The 14924-nt window shown below is 64.9% G+C and carries 14 protein-coding genes and 1 tRNA gene; 3 read left to right on the top strand and 12 right to left on the bottom strand.

Going from position 1 to position 14924, the window contains the following annotated elements:
- Positions 1-148: 148 nt before the first annotated feature.
- Both JHL16_RS05330 and JHL16_RS05325 read right to left on the bottom strand, forming a co-directional pair.
- Positions 149-850 carry an RlmE family RNA methyltransferase gene (locus tag JHL16_RS05330; RefSeq protein ID WP_200183852.1) on the bottom strand — a complete coding sequence of 234 codons (702 nt, stop codon included), beginning with the start codon at positions 848-850 and terminating at the stop codon, positions 149-151.
- Positions 847-1776, bottom strand: coding sequence for a Ppx/GppA phosphatase family protein (locus JHL16_RS05325; RefSeq protein ID WP_246770810.1), 930 nt, complete (start codon positions 1774-1776; stop codon positions 847-849). Before JHL16_RS05325 ends, JHL16_RS05330 begins: the two co-directional genes overlap by 4 nt.
- Before the next feature lie 377 nt (positions 1777-2153).
- Here JHL16_RS05325 and JHL16_RS05320 point away from each other — a divergent pair, with 377 nt between their 5' ends.
- From JHL16_RS05320 to JHL16_RS05310, 3 genes are all read left to right on the top strand, one after another.
- Positions 2154-3017 carry a sensor histidine kinase gene (locus JHL16_RS05320; RefSeq protein WP_200183850.1) on the top strand — a complete coding sequence of 288 codons (864 nt, stop codon included), beginning with the start codon at positions 2154-2156 and terminating at the stop codon, positions 3015-3017.
- A 34-nt stretch (positions 3018-3051) separates the two neighbouring features.
- The gene (locus JHL16_RS05315; protein WP_200183849.1) at positions 3052-4995 is read left to right on the top strand and encodes an ATP-binding protein; all 1944 of its coding nucleotides are present in this window, start codon (positions 3052-3054) and stop codon (positions 4993-4995) included.
- A gap of 239 nt (positions 4996-5234) precedes the next feature.
- Positions 5235-5308, top strand: a tRNA-Gln gene (locus JHL16_RS05310).
- A 72-nt stretch (positions 5309-5380) separates the two neighbouring features.
- Here JHL16_RS05310 and JHL16_RS05305 read toward each other — a convergent pair.
- The 10 genes from JHL16_RS05305 to JHL16_RS05260 all read right to left on the bottom strand — a co-directional run bounded on the left by JHL16_RS05305 (position 5381) and on the right by JHL16_RS05260 (position 14911).
- The gene (locus tag JHL16_RS05305) at positions 5381-5773 is read right to left on the bottom strand and encodes a GFA family protein (protein ID WP_200183848.1); all 393 of its coding nucleotides are present in this window, start codon (positions 5771-5773) and stop codon (positions 5381-5383) included.
- Between the two features lie 374 nt (positions 5774-6147).
- Positions 6148-6420 carry a cell division topological specificity factor MinE gene (minE, locus tag JHL16_RS05300; protein ID WP_200183847.1) on the bottom strand — a complete coding sequence of 91 codons (273 nt, stop codon included), beginning with the start codon at positions 6418-6420 and terminating at the stop codon, positions 6148-6150.
- Positions 6417-7232, bottom strand: coding sequence for a septum site-determining protein MinD (gene minD, locus JHL16_RS05295; protein ID WP_200183846.1), 816 nt, complete (start codon positions 7230-7232; stop codon positions 6417-6419). Before minD ends, minE begins: the two co-directional genes overlap by 4 nt.
- Before the next feature lie 22 nt (positions 7233-7254).
- A complete protein-coding gene (gene minC, locus JHL16_RS05290; protein ID WP_420884517.1) occupies positions 7255-7908 on the bottom strand; it encodes a septum site-determining protein MinC in 654 nt (217 codons plus the stop codon).
- A 250-nt stretch (positions 7909-8158) separates the two neighbouring features.
- A complete protein-coding gene (locus tag JHL16_RS05285) occupies positions 8159-10294 on the bottom strand; it encodes an adenylate/guanylate cyclase domain-containing protein (RefSeq protein WP_200183844.1) in 2136 nt (711 codons plus the stop codon).
- Entirely contained in the window at positions 10291-11448 is a 1158-nt protein-coding gene (locus JHL16_RS05280; RefSeq protein ID WP_200183843.1) for an ABC transporter substrate-binding protein, read from the bottom strand. Before JHL16_RS05280 ends, JHL16_RS05285 begins: the two co-directional genes overlap by 4 nt.
- Positions 11449-11622: 174 nt before the next feature.
- Complete coding sequence (locus JHL16_RS05275; protein ID WP_200183842.1) at positions 11623-12309, bottom strand: ABC transporter ATP-binding protein; 687 nt, start codon at positions 12307-12309, stop codon at positions 11623-11625.
- The gene (locus JHL16_RS05270; protein ID WP_200183841.1) at positions 12306-13055 is read right to left on the bottom strand and encodes an ABC transporter ATP-binding protein; all 750 of its coding nucleotides are present in this window, start codon (positions 13053-13055) and stop codon (positions 12306-12308) included. Before JHL16_RS05270 ends, JHL16_RS05275 begins: the two co-directional genes overlap by 4 nt.
- Positions 13048-13983: a branched-chain amino acid ABC transporter permease gene (locus JHL16_RS05265; RefSeq protein WP_200183840.1), complete on the bottom strand. Its 936-nt coding sequence runs from the start codon at positions 13981-13983 to the stop codon at positions 13048-13050. Before JHL16_RS05265 ends, JHL16_RS05270 begins: the two co-directional genes overlap by 8 nt.
- A gap of 10 nt (positions 13984-13993) precedes the next feature.
- Positions 13994-14911 carry an ABC transporter permease subunit gene (locus JHL16_RS05260; RefSeq protein WP_200183839.1) on the bottom strand — a complete coding sequence of 306 codons (918 nt, stop codon included), beginning with the start codon at positions 14909-14911 and terminating at the stop codon, positions 13994-13996.
- Between the last annotated feature and the right edge of the window lie 13 nt (positions 14912-14924).

Raw genomic sequence — 14924 nt, 5'->3', positions numbered from 1 at the left:
CGGGGCCGTGATGGCCCCGCTTTCACTTTAGGAGGCGAATAGAATGATTTCCCCTCCCCCTTGTGGGCGCTCGTCGCTCAAAAAGGTCCACTGGACCTTTTTGTCGGCTGCGCCGCCGCGCCTCGCCCCCACAAGGGGGAGGGGAATCTTAGTCGATTGGCCTGAACCCCATGGCCAGCACGAAGAGCTCGGCGGAGTCGCTGCGGCTGGCGTCGGGCTTCACGTGGCGGACGCTCTCGAAATGCCGCTTCATCATCTTCAGCATCTCGCCCTCGGTGCCGCCGCGCAGGACCTTGGCGAGAAAGGTGCCGCCGGGCTTGAGCACGTCGGTGGCGAAAGCGAAACCGGCTTCGGCGAGCGCCATGATCTTGAGGTGATCGGTCTGGCGATGGCCGGTCGCATGCGCCGCCATGTCGGACATCACCACATCGGCCTTCTCACCACCCAGCGCCTCGATGAGGAGCTGCGGCGCGTCCTCGTCATAGAAATCCTTGTGGAAGATGACGACACCCGGAATGGGGTCCATGCCATGCATGTCGATGGCGATGACCTTGCCCTTGCCTTCCGTCGCCTTCACCCGCTGAACCGCCACTTGCGACCAGCCGCCGGGTGCGGCGCCCAGATCGACCACCCGGCCGCCGGGCTTGAGAAAGCGGAACTTGTCGTCGATCTCGCTCAATTTGAAGGCGGCGCGGGAGCGGTAGCCGAGCTTGCGCGCTTCGGCGACATAAGGGTCGTTCAACTGGCGCTCGAGCCAGGTCTTCTGCGAGACGGTGCGGCCCTTGCCGGTCTTCACCCTGACCTTCAGGCGCCTGGAATTCTTGATCGTGGTGCCGCCCGGACGCGTCATTTCAAGCTCCCCGGGTCGGTCCCATATGTGCCGTCGGTCTTCATCATCAACGTCAATATCCCTTCGCGCAGGCCCCGGTCGGCGACGCGGACGCGCGGCGTCGGAAAGGCATGGCAGATTTCTTCCAGAATGGCGCAGCCGGCAAGCACGAGATCGGCGCGATCACGCCCGATACAGGCATTGTCCATACGCTCGGCATAACTCATCGCCTGGAGTTCGAGACAGACCCTGGCGATCTCCTCGCGGGCGAGCCAGCAGCCATCGACCCGGGCGCGGTCATAACGCCGCAAGCCCAGTTGCACGCCGGCGATGGTCGTCACCGTGCCGGAGGTGCCGAGAAGATGCGCCGGCAGCGCGCCGCCCATGCCCCGGCGCACCCGCTCGGCGAATTCGCCGATCATCGGCCGCAGATACTCGCGCATCGCCGTGTAGTTCCTGGCGTCGACCTCGATGCCGCCGAAGCGCTCCGACACCGTCACCACGCCGGCCGCCAGCGATACCCAGGCGGCGATTTCGGGCCTGCCGTTCCGGTTGTCGAGCCACATCAGTTCGGTCGAGCCGCCGCCAATGTCGAAGACGAGAGCGTCGGCCGCCCCCTCCTCCATCAAGGGCTCGGCGCCGACGGCGGCGAGCTTCGCCTCCATCTCGCGCCCGATGATCTCGAGCTCGAGGCCGACCTCGTCCTTGACCCTGGCGATGAACTCCGCCCCATTGGCGGCCATGCGGCAGGCCTCCGTCGCCACCAGGCGACGATGCACGACCCGGTGCCAGGTCAGCTTGTTGGCACAGATGCGCAGCGCCTCGACGGTGCGCTTCATCGCCGCCTCGCTCAAGGCGCCGGAGGCGGTCAGCCCCTCGCCCAGCCGGACGATGCGCGAAAACGCATCGACCACGCCGAAACCTTGCGGGTTCGGCGCGGCGATCAACAGCCGGCAATTATTCGTGCCGAGATCGAGGGCGCCATAAAAGGCATCGCCCCGCTCCGGCCGCTGTTTCGGCGAGCCACGATGATCACCCCTCGGGGAGCCATGGCTCCCGGGAGGGCTGTCGTGCCGCCGGGCCCGGGACCCGCCCGCGCCGCTTCTGGCATCCACCTGTCAAACCTTTCGCCGGTCCCGGGCGGCTCTCCAGGCGGTCAATTCCGCCGAAATCCGCCCTTACCGGCAATCCTTATGTTGGCTTCAGATTAACAGCTTGGGCAGCCTAGTCAAAGATCGGCCCACAAAGCGACAAAGCGGAACTGTTTGTTAACGGCAAATTATCCGTTTGCGCCGTATTTTCCGCCGTTTAGAGGCAATCAGTTATGCGTACTTTCGGCCCGAGATGGTTCAGGAGCGACTCCCTTATCGCGGAGTATTCCGATCATTTCGGCCAGGCGGTGACCCGCCAGAAGCAGACGCTCGCCCTCAATGCCGCCAAGGTCGAGGCCGAGCTCGCCTCCAAGGCCAAGTCGGAATTCATCGCCAATATGAGCCATGAGCTCAGGACGCCGCTCAACGCCATCATCGGCTTTTCTGACATGCTGGGCACCCTCAACATCTCGGAACCGAAGCGGGTCAACCAGTATTCGGGTTATATCAAGCAGGCGGCCGACCACCTTCTGGCGCTGATCAACGGCATTCTGGACGTGACCAAGATCCAGGCCGGCACCATGACGATCGAGCGTGAGCCCATGGATATCACCCCCATCGTCCAGTCCTGCCTCCTCATCGTCGAGGCCAAGGCCAAGGAAAAGGACATCATGGTGGCGAGCGAGATCGACCCCGAGATGCCCCGGCTCTATGCCGATCCGCTCCGCATCAAGCAGATCCTCATCAATCTCCTCGGCAATGCGGTGAAGTTCACGCCCGACAAAGGCCGCGTCTCCTTCCATGCGAGCCCGGCCAGCAACGGCTTCGTGCGCCTCACCATCACCGACAATGGCGGTGGCATGTCGGTGTCCGACATCGAAACCGCGATGCGCCCCTTCGGCCAAGTGGATGCCGGCTTCAACAAGCGGCATGAGGGCACCGGCCTCGGCCTGCCGATCTCGGCGGCGCTGGCCAAGCTCCATGGCGGCAGCCTCACCATCGATTCGGAAAAGGGCAAAGGCACGCGCGTGCATGTGTTCCTGCCCGTGCATGATTTGACCCAGATCCCACCCCCAAGCGCCAAGCGGCGTTATTGAAAGAGACACCATGCAAGCGGCCCAGGCTCAGGCAATGACACGGACGAAGGCGCCCGCCATCGACAGCGTCGACCGCATCGGGCGCATCGTCGCGGTGACCGGCGGCCACGCCATCATCCTGCTCGACACCGCCGACGGCCAGGACCAGCATTCCTCCAGCCACTGCCCGGAGATCGGCACGCTGCTCAAGGTGGATACGTCGACCTCCGTCACGCTGGCGCTGGTCTCGGCCTTGAGCTCGCCGATGCCGTCACATGGCCAGAGCGACCAGGAGCTGCGCATCATCGAGGTCGAGTTCATCGGCGAATTGCCGAAGGACGAGCATGGCCGGCCGAAATCGTTCCGGCGCGGCATCTCGACCTATCCCTCGCTCGGCAATGTGGTGTTCCGGGCGAGCAAGGAAGAACTCTCCAAGGCCTATGCCTGCGACACCGATACCGCCATCCGCATCGGCCATATCCAGCAGGATGCGTCGATCCCGGCGATGGTGAAGATCGACGAGCTGCTGGGCAAGCATTTCGCCGTGCTCGGCACCACCGGCACCGGCAAGTCCTGCTCGGTGGCGCTGATCCTCCGGCGCATCCTCGAGAAGAACCCGCAAGCCCATATCGTGCTGCTCGACGTGCATCGCGAATATGAGCAGTCGTTCAACGAATGGTCGGAAGTCATCACGCCCGAAAACATGACGCTGCCCTTCTGGCTGCTCAATTTCGAGGAGATCGTCGAGATCCTGATCGGCACCCAGGCGCATCGCGAGGCTGACATCGAGATCCTGCGCGAGCTGATCCCGATCGCCAAGCAGCGCTACATGCACAATCAGCGCAAGGACAAGTCGAATGTGCTGCGCCAGCGCGATCTCGACGGCACCAATGTCGGCGTCGACACGCCGGTGCCTTATCGCGCCTCCGACCTTCTGGCGCTGCTCGACGAGCAGATCGGCAAGCTCGATCTGAGAGGCGAGCTCGCCCCCTATAAGCGGCTGAAATCCCGCGTCGAGACGATCTCGCGCGATCCGCGTTATGCCTTCATGTTCGGCAATCTCACCGTCCAGGACACGATGGCGCAGACCCTGTCGCGCATCTTCCGCATTCCGGTCGCCGGCAAGCCGATCTCGATCCTCGAGCTCGGCGGCCTGCCCTCCGAGATCATCAATGTCGTCGTCTCGGTGCTGGCCAGGCTCGCTTTCGATTTCGGCCTGTGGAGCGGCGGCCAGATTCCGATCACCTTCGTGTGCGAGGAAGCGCACCGCTATGTGCCGATCGACCGCACCTTGGGCTTCGAGCCGACCAAAAGGGCGATCTCGCGCATCGCCAAGGAAGGCCGCAAATACGGCGTGTCGCTCTGCCTCGTCACCCAGCGCCCGGCCGAGCTCGACCCGACCATCCTGTCCCAGTGCAGCACGATCTTCTCCTTCCGCCTCTCCAATGAGCGCGACCAGGAGATCCTGAAGGCCGGCATTTCCGATGCGGCGCGCAGCCTGCTCGAATTCATGTCGACCATGGGCACCGGCGACGCCATCACATTCGGGGAAGGCGTGGCGCTGCCGACCCGCGTCAAATTCGACATGCTGCCGGCTCATGCGTGGCCCAGGAGCAACACCGCCTCCTTCACCGAAGGCTGGGCGAGGGAAGCCCCCAGCGAGACCTTCCTGCAGGATGTGGTGTCACGCTGGCGCCAGCAGTCCTTCGGCACCTACGCCACCGAGCCGGAGCCGGCACCTGCCCCCGCCATGCCCGATCCGCTGCAGCGGCCGACGGCGCCTCTGCGCCAGCCGGCGGCGGCAGCCTTCGCGCCATCGGGCGCAACCCCGCCGCCGATCACGCCCAACGAGCTGCAGGGCATCCAGTCGCGGCTGCGCCGTACGCTGCCGCCTTTGACCCCGGGCGAGACACCCGCCGCGCCGCCGCCGCAACAGCCGGCGGATGCGGGCAACAAGCAGACCAGCATTTCGAGCCTGCTCAAGCAGTTCAGGGCTTAAGCTCCCCACCCGGCGCTCTCGCGCCACCCTCCCCGCAAGGCGGGGAGGGAGAAGTCGCTGCGTCCTGCGACGATTTCCGGAAAATGACCTATTTCCAGCCTGCCGGAATATTCGATCGCGATCAGGCCAGGAGTCGAGCGAAGGTTACCTCGGAGGCAGTTTTCAGGTAGTTTCATGCTGTGTGTTGACCAGTCGAGAGGTCGGGGCTATGAAGCGCCCGGACTATTCCGGTTCATGCTTGGGGAATCGTCTAACGGTAGGACAGCGGACTCTGACTCCGCCAGTCTAGGTTCGAATCCTAGTTCCCCAGCCACTTCTGAACCTTTCCGATGGTCGCTTTCCCCTAAGCCACGCCAATCTCGTCGTTTGCGCTCGAGCGCTGCGACTACCCTTCAAAGCGACCCGAATGGTCACGGTCGCGCTCATATCGCCGCGTGAGCGGGAATATCGGCAGCCAGGACTCGCGGCGGATGATCCAGCTCTCGTAGGTCGGCGTCAGCTGATCAGGGGCGTCCAGTGACCCCAGATTCACTTCGACCTCGTCTCCGGTGCGGGCGAATACGGACGAGCCGCAGCGCGGGCAGAAATGGCGGCCGGCATAGTCGCGGGTTTCACCCTCGATCGTCACCGCCGCTTCAGGGAAAATCGCTGAGGCGTGAAAAAGCGCGCCATGGTGCTTGCGGCAGTCGAGGCAATGGCAAAGGCCGACGCGGTATGGACGTCCCGATGCCACGAACCTGACTTTGCCGCACAAGCACCCTCCGGTGAATTGGTCCATTCCGCGCCTCCTCTTCAATCCGTGAAGAGTAAATCTACAGCCTCCTCGAACAACTGCAATCGGCGCTTCCTGATGGGCGCCGGCTGCGCGAGCAAGAACCGGTGGCGACGCCTCCCTCCGCGAGGCACTGTGAACCTCGACATAAGGAGGACGTTCCATGCTGTTGCTGTTCCGCGCTTTGCAGACCCGACGGGCTGCTGCCTGAATTTCTCGGCCCCGAGCACAGGCCGCGCGAGATACCGAAGCCCGCGAACGAAAATGCGCCCGCAGAGGTGCACCAGCCGGGGGCCGAAATCAGGAAGCGTTCGATTTGAGTCTCAGCCCTGGCGTGTCTGGCGCGAAGAAGCTTCGCGCCAGAAAAATCGCGTCCCGCGTTATGCCGCCCCGGATTTCGGCATATCGAATTTGTTGGGGATCTCGATATCGACCTCGAGGACCGAAACCGGATCACCGCGGTCCATGCTGATGCGCACCCGGTCCGGATCGAGCGATATGTGCTTGGCGACCACGGCGAGGATTTCCTCGCGCAGGATGTTCAGCAAATCGGGCTGGCCCGATGCCTTGCGCTCGTGGGCGAGCAGGATCTGCAGGCGCTCGCGCGCCACCGGCGCCGATCCCCCGCGGCGAAAGAACTTGAACACGTTCATGCAGCCCTCCGTCCGAAGAGTTTGTCGAACAGGCCCCTTTTCTGGTTCGGGACGGTCATGGCGATACTTTCGCCCTGGAGCCTTCTGGCAGCCTCGGCATAGGCACGACCGGCGCCGCTCAGCTGGTTGGCGAGCGTGACCGGCGCGCCGACATTGGAGGCGCGCAGGACGTCCTGGCTCTCCGGGATGATGCCGAGGAGCGGTGTGGAGAGAATTTCGAGCACATCGTCGATCGAGAGCATCTCGCCCCGCTGCGCACGCCCCGCGTCATACCGCGTGATGAGCAGATGCTTGTCGATGCGGCTGCCGTTTTCCGCCCGCTCGGTTTTCGAATCGAGCATGCCGATGATGCGATCGGAATCGCGAACCGACGACACTTCAGGATTGGTGACGATGATCGCCGCATCGGCATAGCGCATGGCCAGGATGGCGCCGCGCTCGATGCCGGCCGGGCTGTCGCAGATCACCCAGTCGAATCTCTCGCGCAGCTCGGCAATGACCTGCCGGACCCCTTCCTCGGTCAGCGCGTCCTTGTCACGCGTCTGCGAGGCGGGCAACAGCCAGAGCGTCTCGAGCCGCTTGTCGCGAATGAGCGCCTGCGAGAGCTTCGCCACGCCCTGGATCACGTTGATCAGGTCGAAGACGACACGCCGTTCGGCGCCCATGACCAGATCAAGGTTGCGGAGCCCCACGTCGAAATCGACGACGACAACCGTTTCGCCTGCCTGTGCAAGTGCCGCGCCGAGCGCAGCGGTCGTCGTGGTCTTGCCGACGCCTCCCTTGCCAGATGTCACGACCAGGACTTTACCCATTCTCACACCCTCCTCTCACAATTCAATTCAGTGCCGTGATCATCATCACATTGTCGTTCAGCCACGCCTGCATCGGCCGGCCGCGATACGAAGCGTCGATTTCCTCGGCGGTCCGGTAATAGCCGTTGATCGCCAGGAGCTCGGCTTCGATCTTCTGGCAGAAAATGCGCGCGCGCGAATTGCCCATATGACCCGCCATGGCGCGGCCACGCAGCGTCCCGTAAATGTGAATGGAGCCCCCTGCCACGATCTCGGCACCCGATCCGACGGAACCCAGCACGCTCACATCGCCTTCCGGATGGATGATCGACTGGCCGGAGCGAACCGGGCGATCGACCAGCAGCGACGCAGGCTGCTGTTTCGGCGGCGCGGCCGGCGGCTGCTCGGGCCGCGCCAGCGCAATGAGCTCATTGGAATTCACGGCGCGCCCAGAGAGCAGCGGCGGAAGATCGGGGCCAAGCTGCGCGGGATCGGCGCCTTCGAGGCCGATGACGCGGATGCCCCGCTCAAGCAGGCAGGCGACAAGATGGACCATGCCCGGCTTGTGCAGCTTCACATTCACCAGATCGAGCACGACCGGCCGGCCGCCAAAAAAGCCCGGCGAGCGCGCGAGCCAGCTGTCCAGCTGCGCCAGCCACTCGATAAGGGGCTCCTCCGGCGTGAAGACGAAGGCCATGTAGGATCGCCCAAGAAAGCGCATCGTTCGTTGGCTGGCGATCGGCATGGTCGGCACTGTTCCTGCACGTTTAAAACTTCATTAACCTGCAGAACCTGTAGACCTATGGTTAATGGAAGATTAACGCGCGCATTATGGGAGCTTTCCCGCGGCAAATTCAGACCGTGTCTTAGGGTAAGCAAATACGCCGAATCAAAAAGTCATCGAGATTCGGAACAGACGGAGAGCGCCCTCGCCTTCGCGTCGACCGTCATCGCGGCGGATCGGCCGGCAGGCGCCGCTCCAGGTCATCCTGCATGCGGCGCAACTCATCGATCGCGTCCTTGATCTCGCCGCCGGTCGCGACATTCACCGACACATGACGGCCGGCCAGCGTGACGGCATCACCCGCCGCGGCGACTGTCGCGCTCAGGCTGTTCAAGCGATAGCAGCCGACCGGACGCGCGAAGCCCTTGGGCGTGATCTCGCCCATCGGTGTTGCATCGACGACGTCGCGGATGAGAAGCCAGGTGGAATCGGCCATCAGGATGGTGCCGGGCTCCGCCGTGGTTTCGAGCCGCGCGGCGAGGTTAACCGTGCCGCCGAGCACCGTGTAATCGAGGCGGTGCTCGGAGCCGAAATTGCCGACCGTGCAATAGCCGGTGGTGATGCCCATGCGGGTGCGCAGGGACTTCGAGATGCCGTTCTCATGCCAGATCTTGTCGAGCTGGAGCACCCTGTCGCGCATGGCGAGCGCCATGCGGGCACAGCGCAACGCATCATTGCGGTCGCCCTCGGTCTCCGGGTCGCCGAAGAACACCAGGATCGCATCGCCGACGAATTTGTCGATGGTGCCGCCATGCTCGATGGCGATCTTCGACATCTCGCTCAAATAGGTGTTGATGAAGAAGGCGAGCCGCTCGGGCTCCATGCCGTCGCTGATGTCGGTGAAGCCGGCAATGTCGGAGAAGAAGATGGTGAGGTTCTTGCGCGCCAGCTTGCCGGTCGCCTCGCCCTTGGCCGAAAAGATCGAATTGTAGATCTGGGGCGAGAGATATTTGGCGAGGCGGTTGGCGACATTCTCCAATTCGCGGGTGCGCTCCGACACCAACCGGTCGAGCGTGTCGGTGCGGGTCTGAACCTCACCCGCCATGCGGGTGAAGGTGCGGGCGAGATCGCCCAATTCGTCGGTGCGCTTGCGCACCCGGACGAGACTTTCAGGGTCGAAGCGCCGTTCCTCGAAGGCGGCGGCGGCATCGGTGATACGCACCACGGGCTCGGTGATCTGGCGCGCCACATACCACCAGCCGATCAGCAGCGCACCGCCGATGCTGAAGGCGTTGAGCGCGAAAAGCAGGCTGCTGCCGACATCGATGGCGCGGTTGGAGGCGACGACCGCCTCGTCGGTGCGCGCCTGGACGCTGGCGACGAGCCGGTCGACCTCGCCGGTGAGCCGTGAGGCGATCGTGCGCGCCTGGCCGGTCAGCCCGTTGGCGGTGTCGGTCTCGACAAGCAGCGCGTGGCGGGGCGCGAAGATGCCGCTCGCCCCCTCGCCCAGATTGATCAGACCGTCAGCGATGACGCGCAGCACCTCCGCGTCATTGCCCCTCACGGTGGCGAGCGCGGTGCGGAACCGGTCGGCCGCCGCCTCGAAACGTTCGAGCAAGGGCGGCAGCAGGCTGGCATCGGGCGTGTTGGCGGCCTCGGCCAGGAAGCCGCCGATCAGATTGCCCTCGATGCCGAGCTGAGCGGTGGCGGTATAATCGAGCAGCGCTTCAGGCGACAGGCGGCGGTCCGCGGCGACCGGCGCCACATCGTCGATGCTGCGATAGCCGGTGACCAGATACAGCGTCGCATCGTCGAGAAGCGGCGTCAGGCGCTCGATCAGGCGGCGATGCAATTCGACCGCCCGGTCGCGGCGCTCGGCGAGCTCGCTGCGCAGGAGAAGCTGGCGGCCGACCGATTCATCGAGCCGGTCGAGGACGGTGGCGAGCTCACTCGTCGCCTGCCTGATGCCGGTGATCAGCTCCTTGGGATTGCCGGGATCGGTGGCATTGGCGCTCTGCCTTTCGAGATCGTCGATCAGCGTGACGATCATCTGCTGATGATCGCGCATGGCGGTCATCAGGCGCTCGCGCTCCGCCTCATCGGCGGCCGAGATGAGCGCCGGCGCGGTCGCGGCGATGAGCGCGCTCCTTTGCGCCAGCCGCAATGAGTCGGTCATCGACGGGATATGCTCGCGGGTGATGCGGCGCTGCAGCTGGCCCAGCTCGACGAAGGAGATCCAGGCGACGACGCTCGCCGCGAGGATCAGCGCCACCGCGCCGGCGATCGCCAGATAGAGCTTGACGGACAGGCCGAGACGCCGCCGGGGCCGGATCTCAGGCGCGGCCGCGGCGGTATTCATGGCGCGAGCCGCGTGGCGGAATAGATGTCGCCCTTCTGGATCATCGTCAGGAACACCTGCTCGGACCCCCGGTTGTCGCCCGGGCCGTAATTCAGCACGAAGCCGCCGATATCGAATTTGCCGGTCGTGGTGAGGGCGGAAAGGAAGCTCTCGCGGCTGGGCAGGTCACCCGCCCGGGCAAGCACCTCGGCCGTCAGGCGGCCGGCGATGTAGCCTTCGAGCGAGACGAAGGACGGCTTGGCGGAGGCGTCATTGGCGACGAGGGCCTTGCGGTAGTCGCTCAGCAGCGGCAGCGATCCGCCTTCGGGAAAGGGCACGACCTGGGTGATATAGACACCGTCGCCGGCCTGCCCGAGCGCCGAGGCGAGCGCATCGCTGCCGACGAAGGAGATGTTCAGGATGCGGGCTTTGACGCCGAGCTTGCGGGCCCATTGGGTGAAGACGGCGCTCGGCATATAGGCGCCGATGATGATGATGGCGTCGGGATTGCGCTGGTTGAGGCCCAGGACGGCGGTCTTCACCGCGCTGGTATTGCGCATATAGGTGCCGGTGCCGACGAGCTCGAGACCGCGCCGGTCGAGCGCCCGGCGAACGCCCGCCAGGCCGGTGCGGCCATAGGAATCGTCCTGATAGAGGACACCGATGCGGGTGATGCCGAGATCGGTGGTCAGGCGCTCGACCATCGCCTCGGTCTCCTCGAAATAGGAGGCGCGGACATTCACGACATGGGTGAGTGCGGGATCGCGCAGGAACTCGGCGCCGGTGAAGGGCGCAATGAAGGGAACGCCGGCGGCGCGCGCGATCGGCTCGCTGGCGGCCGATGTGGTCGTGCCGACCTCGCCGATCAGCGCGAAGACGCCGTCATCCTTGATGAGCCGGCGGGTATTGGCGATGGCGAGCTCGGGCTCGTAGCGGTCGTCATAGGAGCGCAGCTCCAGGCGGCGGCCCTTGACGCCCCCTGCCCGGTTCACTTCCTCGAAGGCGGCCAGAATGCCGCGGCGCATTTCATTGCCGAGATCGGCGGTGGGTCCGCCCAAGGCCGCCGACTGGCCGAACAGGATGCGATCGGCCGTCACGCCAGGCGTTTGCGCGCCCGCCGCGGTCGCGACCAGCCAAAGCAACGCCGCCAGAGCGCCCGTCCGGCACTTGTTCATCACATACGGCTCACGGAATGCATCAGGCCCCAGATGGCAAAAGCTTACAACTCGCGCCGATTCGAGAAAACGGCGATTGCGACGCTACTCCAAGAAGGTAAATGCGGAACGACGAATTCCACTCGAATATTATGCCAGCCCCGGTTGCAAAAATGCCCCGGCAGCGGCTGCCGGCTACACGCCTAGATATCTTTCCTGCAGTTCGGACGTGAGCGCGCCAGCTTCTCCTGCCCATACGGTACGACCCCGCTCCAGAATGACACAGCTGTCGGTGACGGGAAGCAGCTCGGCCAGGATCTTGTCGACGATGAGGATCGACTGGCCTTCGCGCTTGAGACGGGTGATCACCGCCCAGATCTCCTGACGCAGCACCGGCGCCAGGCCCTCGGTCGCCTCGTCCAGCATCAGAAGCTTCGGGTTGGTGGCGAGCGCCCGGCCAATGGCCAGCATCTGCTGCTCGCCGCCCGAGAGTGTGCGCGCGGGCTGGCCCTTGCGCTCGGCGAGCCGTGGGAAAAGCTCATAGATGCGGGGCAAGGCCCAGGCGCCGGGCCGGGCCGCGACGGTCAGATTTTCCGCGACGGTGAGCGTGGCGAAGCAGCGCCGGCCTTCCGGCACCAGGCCAAGCCCCAGACGTGCGATCTGATAGGATTTGAGTTTCCGGAGCGGCATGCCGGCGAAGCTGATCTCGCCGTCGCGCCTGCCGGTGAGACCTAAGATGGCGCGGATGGTCGTCGTCTTGCCCATGCCGTTGCGGCCGAGCAGCGCCACCACCTGGCCCTCGCCGGCATCGAGATCGACGCCGAACAGAACCTGTGACGGCCCGTAAAAGGCTTTGACGCCGGAGAGCGACAGCAGGCTCATTGCGGCTCTCCCAGATAGGCCTTGCGCACCTCCGCGTCGGCGCGGATCTCGGCGGGGCTGCCGCTGGCGATGATGCGGCCATAGAACAGCACCGAGATGCGATCGGCGAGCGCGAAGACGGCGTCCATGTCATGCTCGACAAGCAGGATCGGCGCTTCCTGGCGCAATCCATCGAGAAAGCGGGTGAGCTCCTTCGAGCCTTCCGGCCCCATGCCGGCCATCGGCTCATCGAGAAGGAAGGCTTTGGGCTCGAGGCCCAAAGCGACGGCGATCTCGAGCCGGCGCCTTTCGCCATGCGACAGGGCGCCGGCCGCGATATCGGCGCGTGCCGCCAGTCCGACACGCTCCAGCATCGCCATGGCCCGGTCGGTCAAGGCCTTGTCCCGCATCACCGGGCGCCAGAAGCGGAAGCTCGAGCCCTGCCGCGCCTGGAGCGCCAGCATCACATTGCGCAAGGCGGAGAAGTCGAGCAGCAGCGAGGAGACCTGGAAGCTGCGGGCAAGGCCGAGGCGCGCCCGTTTCGCGACACTCAGCTGGCCGACATCATGGCCGAGAAAATGGATCGCACCCGCATCAGGGCGGATGCTGCCGGCGATCTGATGGATGAGCGTCGATTTGCCGGCGCCGTTGGGGCCGATCAAGGCATGTACCTCGCCGGGCCGCAGATCGAGGGACACACCGTCGGTGACCTTCAGAGCGCCGAAGGACTTGGCGAGACGGACAAGGGCGAGAACGGGCTCAGCCATGGTGCGCCTTTCCGGCGAAGAGCGCCAGGAGCCCGCCTCTGGCGAACAGCACGGTGCCAAGCAGAATGAGTCCTAAGAAGAACTGCCAGTGCTCGGTCAAGCCGCCGAGCGCGAATTCGAGCAGCACGAAAACGGCCGCCCCCGCGACGGGGCCGAAGAGGCGGCCGACGCCGCCCAGAAGGACGATGACGATCAATTCGCCCGACATGTGCCAGGAGAGCATGGATGGGCTGACGAAGCGGTTGAGATCGGCATAAAGCGCGCCCGCCACGCTGGTGATCATGGCGGAGAGAACGAAAGCCCAGAGCCGCACCGGAAAGACTTCGATGCCGAGGCTCGCGAGACGCGTCTCATTCTGCCGCGCCCCTTCGAGAGCCGCGCCGAAGCGCGCGGCGCGCAATCGCGCGAAAATAAACAGCGCCAGGAGCAGAAGCCCATAAGCGATGAGGAAGAAGTCGAGAGGCTTCAGCGTGTTCACGAAGGGAAATTCGTTGCGCAAGGCGAGCGACAGCCCGTCCTCGCCGCCGAGCGTCGGCCAGGAGATGACGAAATAATAGATCATCTGAGCGAAGGCCAAGGTGATCATGATGAAATAGACACCGGACGTCCTGAGGCTCACAGCACCCGTCGCCAGCGCCACGAGTCCAGCCACCACAGCTCCAATGAGCCAGATCACTGGCATGCTGGTGAACCCTTCGGCGGCGAGAAGGCCCGCGGCATACCCGCCAATGCCGAAGAAAGCGGCGTGGCCGAAGGAGACGAGGCCGCCGAGCCCGAGCGCCAGATTGAGCCCGACCGCGGCGAGCGCCAGGATGGCGACGCGGGTGGCGAGCGTCACATAGAAGCTTTCGCCGAAGGCCAGCGCGATGAAGGGGGCGGCGAGGAGCAAGAGTGCCAGAACTCCATTGATCCAGAATTCGCGGGTCATCGAGGCGGCCTCAGGCGGGAGCGAACAGGCCGCGCGGCCTGAACGCTAATATGAGGGCCATCACGATATAGATCAGCATCGAGGCGAGCGAGGCGCCGGTGGTCGCGGCGGCGGACGGCTCCATGACGAGCGTGAAAGCTTGCGGCAGCAGGAAGCGCCCCATCGTGTCGATGACGCCGACCAGCAGCGCGCCGATCAAGGCGCCGCGCAACGAGCCGATGCCGCCGATGACGATGACGACGAAAGCGAGGATCAGCACCGGCTCGCCCATGCCGACCTGCACCGACTGGTTGACGCCGACCAGCGCACCGGCGAAACCGGCGAGCGCAGCACCCAAAGCGAAGACGATGGTGTAGAGCTTGCCGATATCGACGCCCAGAGCGGCAATCATCTCGCGATCGGATGAGCCGGCCCGGATGCGCATGCCGATGCGCGTCCGCGCGATCAGCAGATGGAGCCCGACCGCCACCGCGATGCCGACGACGATGATGGCGAGGCGATAGAGCGGATAGTCGATGCCGCCCGGCAAGGTGACCGCACCTTGCAGCAGCGCCGGCATGTCGAGATAGAGCGGAAACGGGCCGAACAGCCAGCGCATGGCTTCCGAGAAGATCAGGATCAGCGCGAAGGTGGCGAGCACCTGATCGAGATGATCGCGGTCATAGAGCCTGCGAACGACGAGAAGCTCGACCAGCGCCCCTGCTCCCGCCGCCGCGGCAAGGCTTGCGACGAGGCCCAGCCAGAAGGAGCCGGTCCAGGCCGCGACGGCGGCACAGGCAAACGCCCCCACCATGTACAGCGAGCCATGGGCGAGGTTGATGAGGCCCATGACGCCGAAGATGAGGGTGAGGCCCGCCGCCATCAGGAACAGCGTCACGCCGAACTGCAGGCCGTTCAGGAGCTGCTCGGCGAAGAGAGCGAAGGTCACCTCAACTTCAACC

Source organism: Taklimakanibacter albus (genome assembly GCF_016595235.1).
Classification (GTDB): domain Bacteria; phylum Pseudomonadota; class Alphaproteobacteria; order Rhizobiales; family Aestuariivirgaceae; genus Taklimakanibacter; species Taklimakanibacter albus.
The sequence above is the reverse complement of the archived record's forward strand: the minus strand, read 5'-3'. Positions and strand labels throughout refer to the sequence as shown.

Excerpts from the sequence above, each read along its gene's own strand:
- minE (WP_200183847.1), bottom strand. The coding sequence starts at position 6,420 with ATGAACGTGTTCAAGTTCTTTCGCCGCGGGGGATCGGCGCCGGTGGCG.
- minD (WP_200183846.1), bottom strand. The coding sequence starts at position 7,232 with ATGGGTAAAGTCCTGGTCGTGACATCTGGCAAGGGAGGCGTCGGCAAG.
- JHL16_RS05285 (WP_200183844.1), bottom strand. The coding sequence starts at position 10,294 with ATGAATACCGCCGCGGCCGCGCCTGAGATCCGGCCCCGGCGGCGTCTC.
- JHL16_RS05265 (WP_200183840.1), bottom strand. The coding sequence starts at position 13,983 with ATGACCCGCGAATTCTGGATCAATGGAGTTCTGGCACTCTTGCTCCTC.
- minC (WP_420884517.1), bottom strand. The coding sequence starts at position 7,908 with ATGGCCTTCGTCTTCACGCCGGAGGAGCCCCTTATCGAGTGGCTGGCG.
- JHL16_RS05320 (WP_200183850.1), top strand. The coding sequence starts at position 2,154 with ATGCGTACTTTCGGCCCGAGATGGTTCAGGAGCGACTCCCTTATCGCG.
- JHL16_RS05330 (WP_200183852.1), bottom strand. The coding sequence starts at position 850 with ATGACGCGTCCGGGCGGCACCACGATCAAGAATTCCAGGCGCCTGAAG.
- JHL16_RS05270 (WP_200183841.1), bottom strand. The coding sequence starts at position 13,055 with ATGGCTGAGCCCGTTCTCGCCCTTGTCCGTCTCGCCAAGTCCTTCGGC.
- JHL16_RS05275 (WP_200183842.1), bottom strand. The coding sequence starts at position 12,309 with ATGAGCCTGCTGTCGCTCTCCGGCGTCAAAGCCTTTTACGGGCCGTCA.
- JHL16_RS05305 (WP_200183848.1), bottom strand. The coding sequence starts at position 5,773 with ATGGACCAATTCACCGGAGGGTGCTTGTGCGGCAAAGTCAGGTTCGTG.
- JHL16_RS05315 (WP_200183849.1), top strand. The coding sequence starts at position 3,052 with ATGACACGGACGAAGGCGCCCGCCATCGACAGCGTCGACCGCATCGGG.
- JHL16_RS05280 (WP_200183843.1), bottom strand. The coding sequence starts at position 11,448 with ATGAACAAGTGCCGGACGGGCGCTCTGGCGGCGTTGCTTTGGCTGGTC.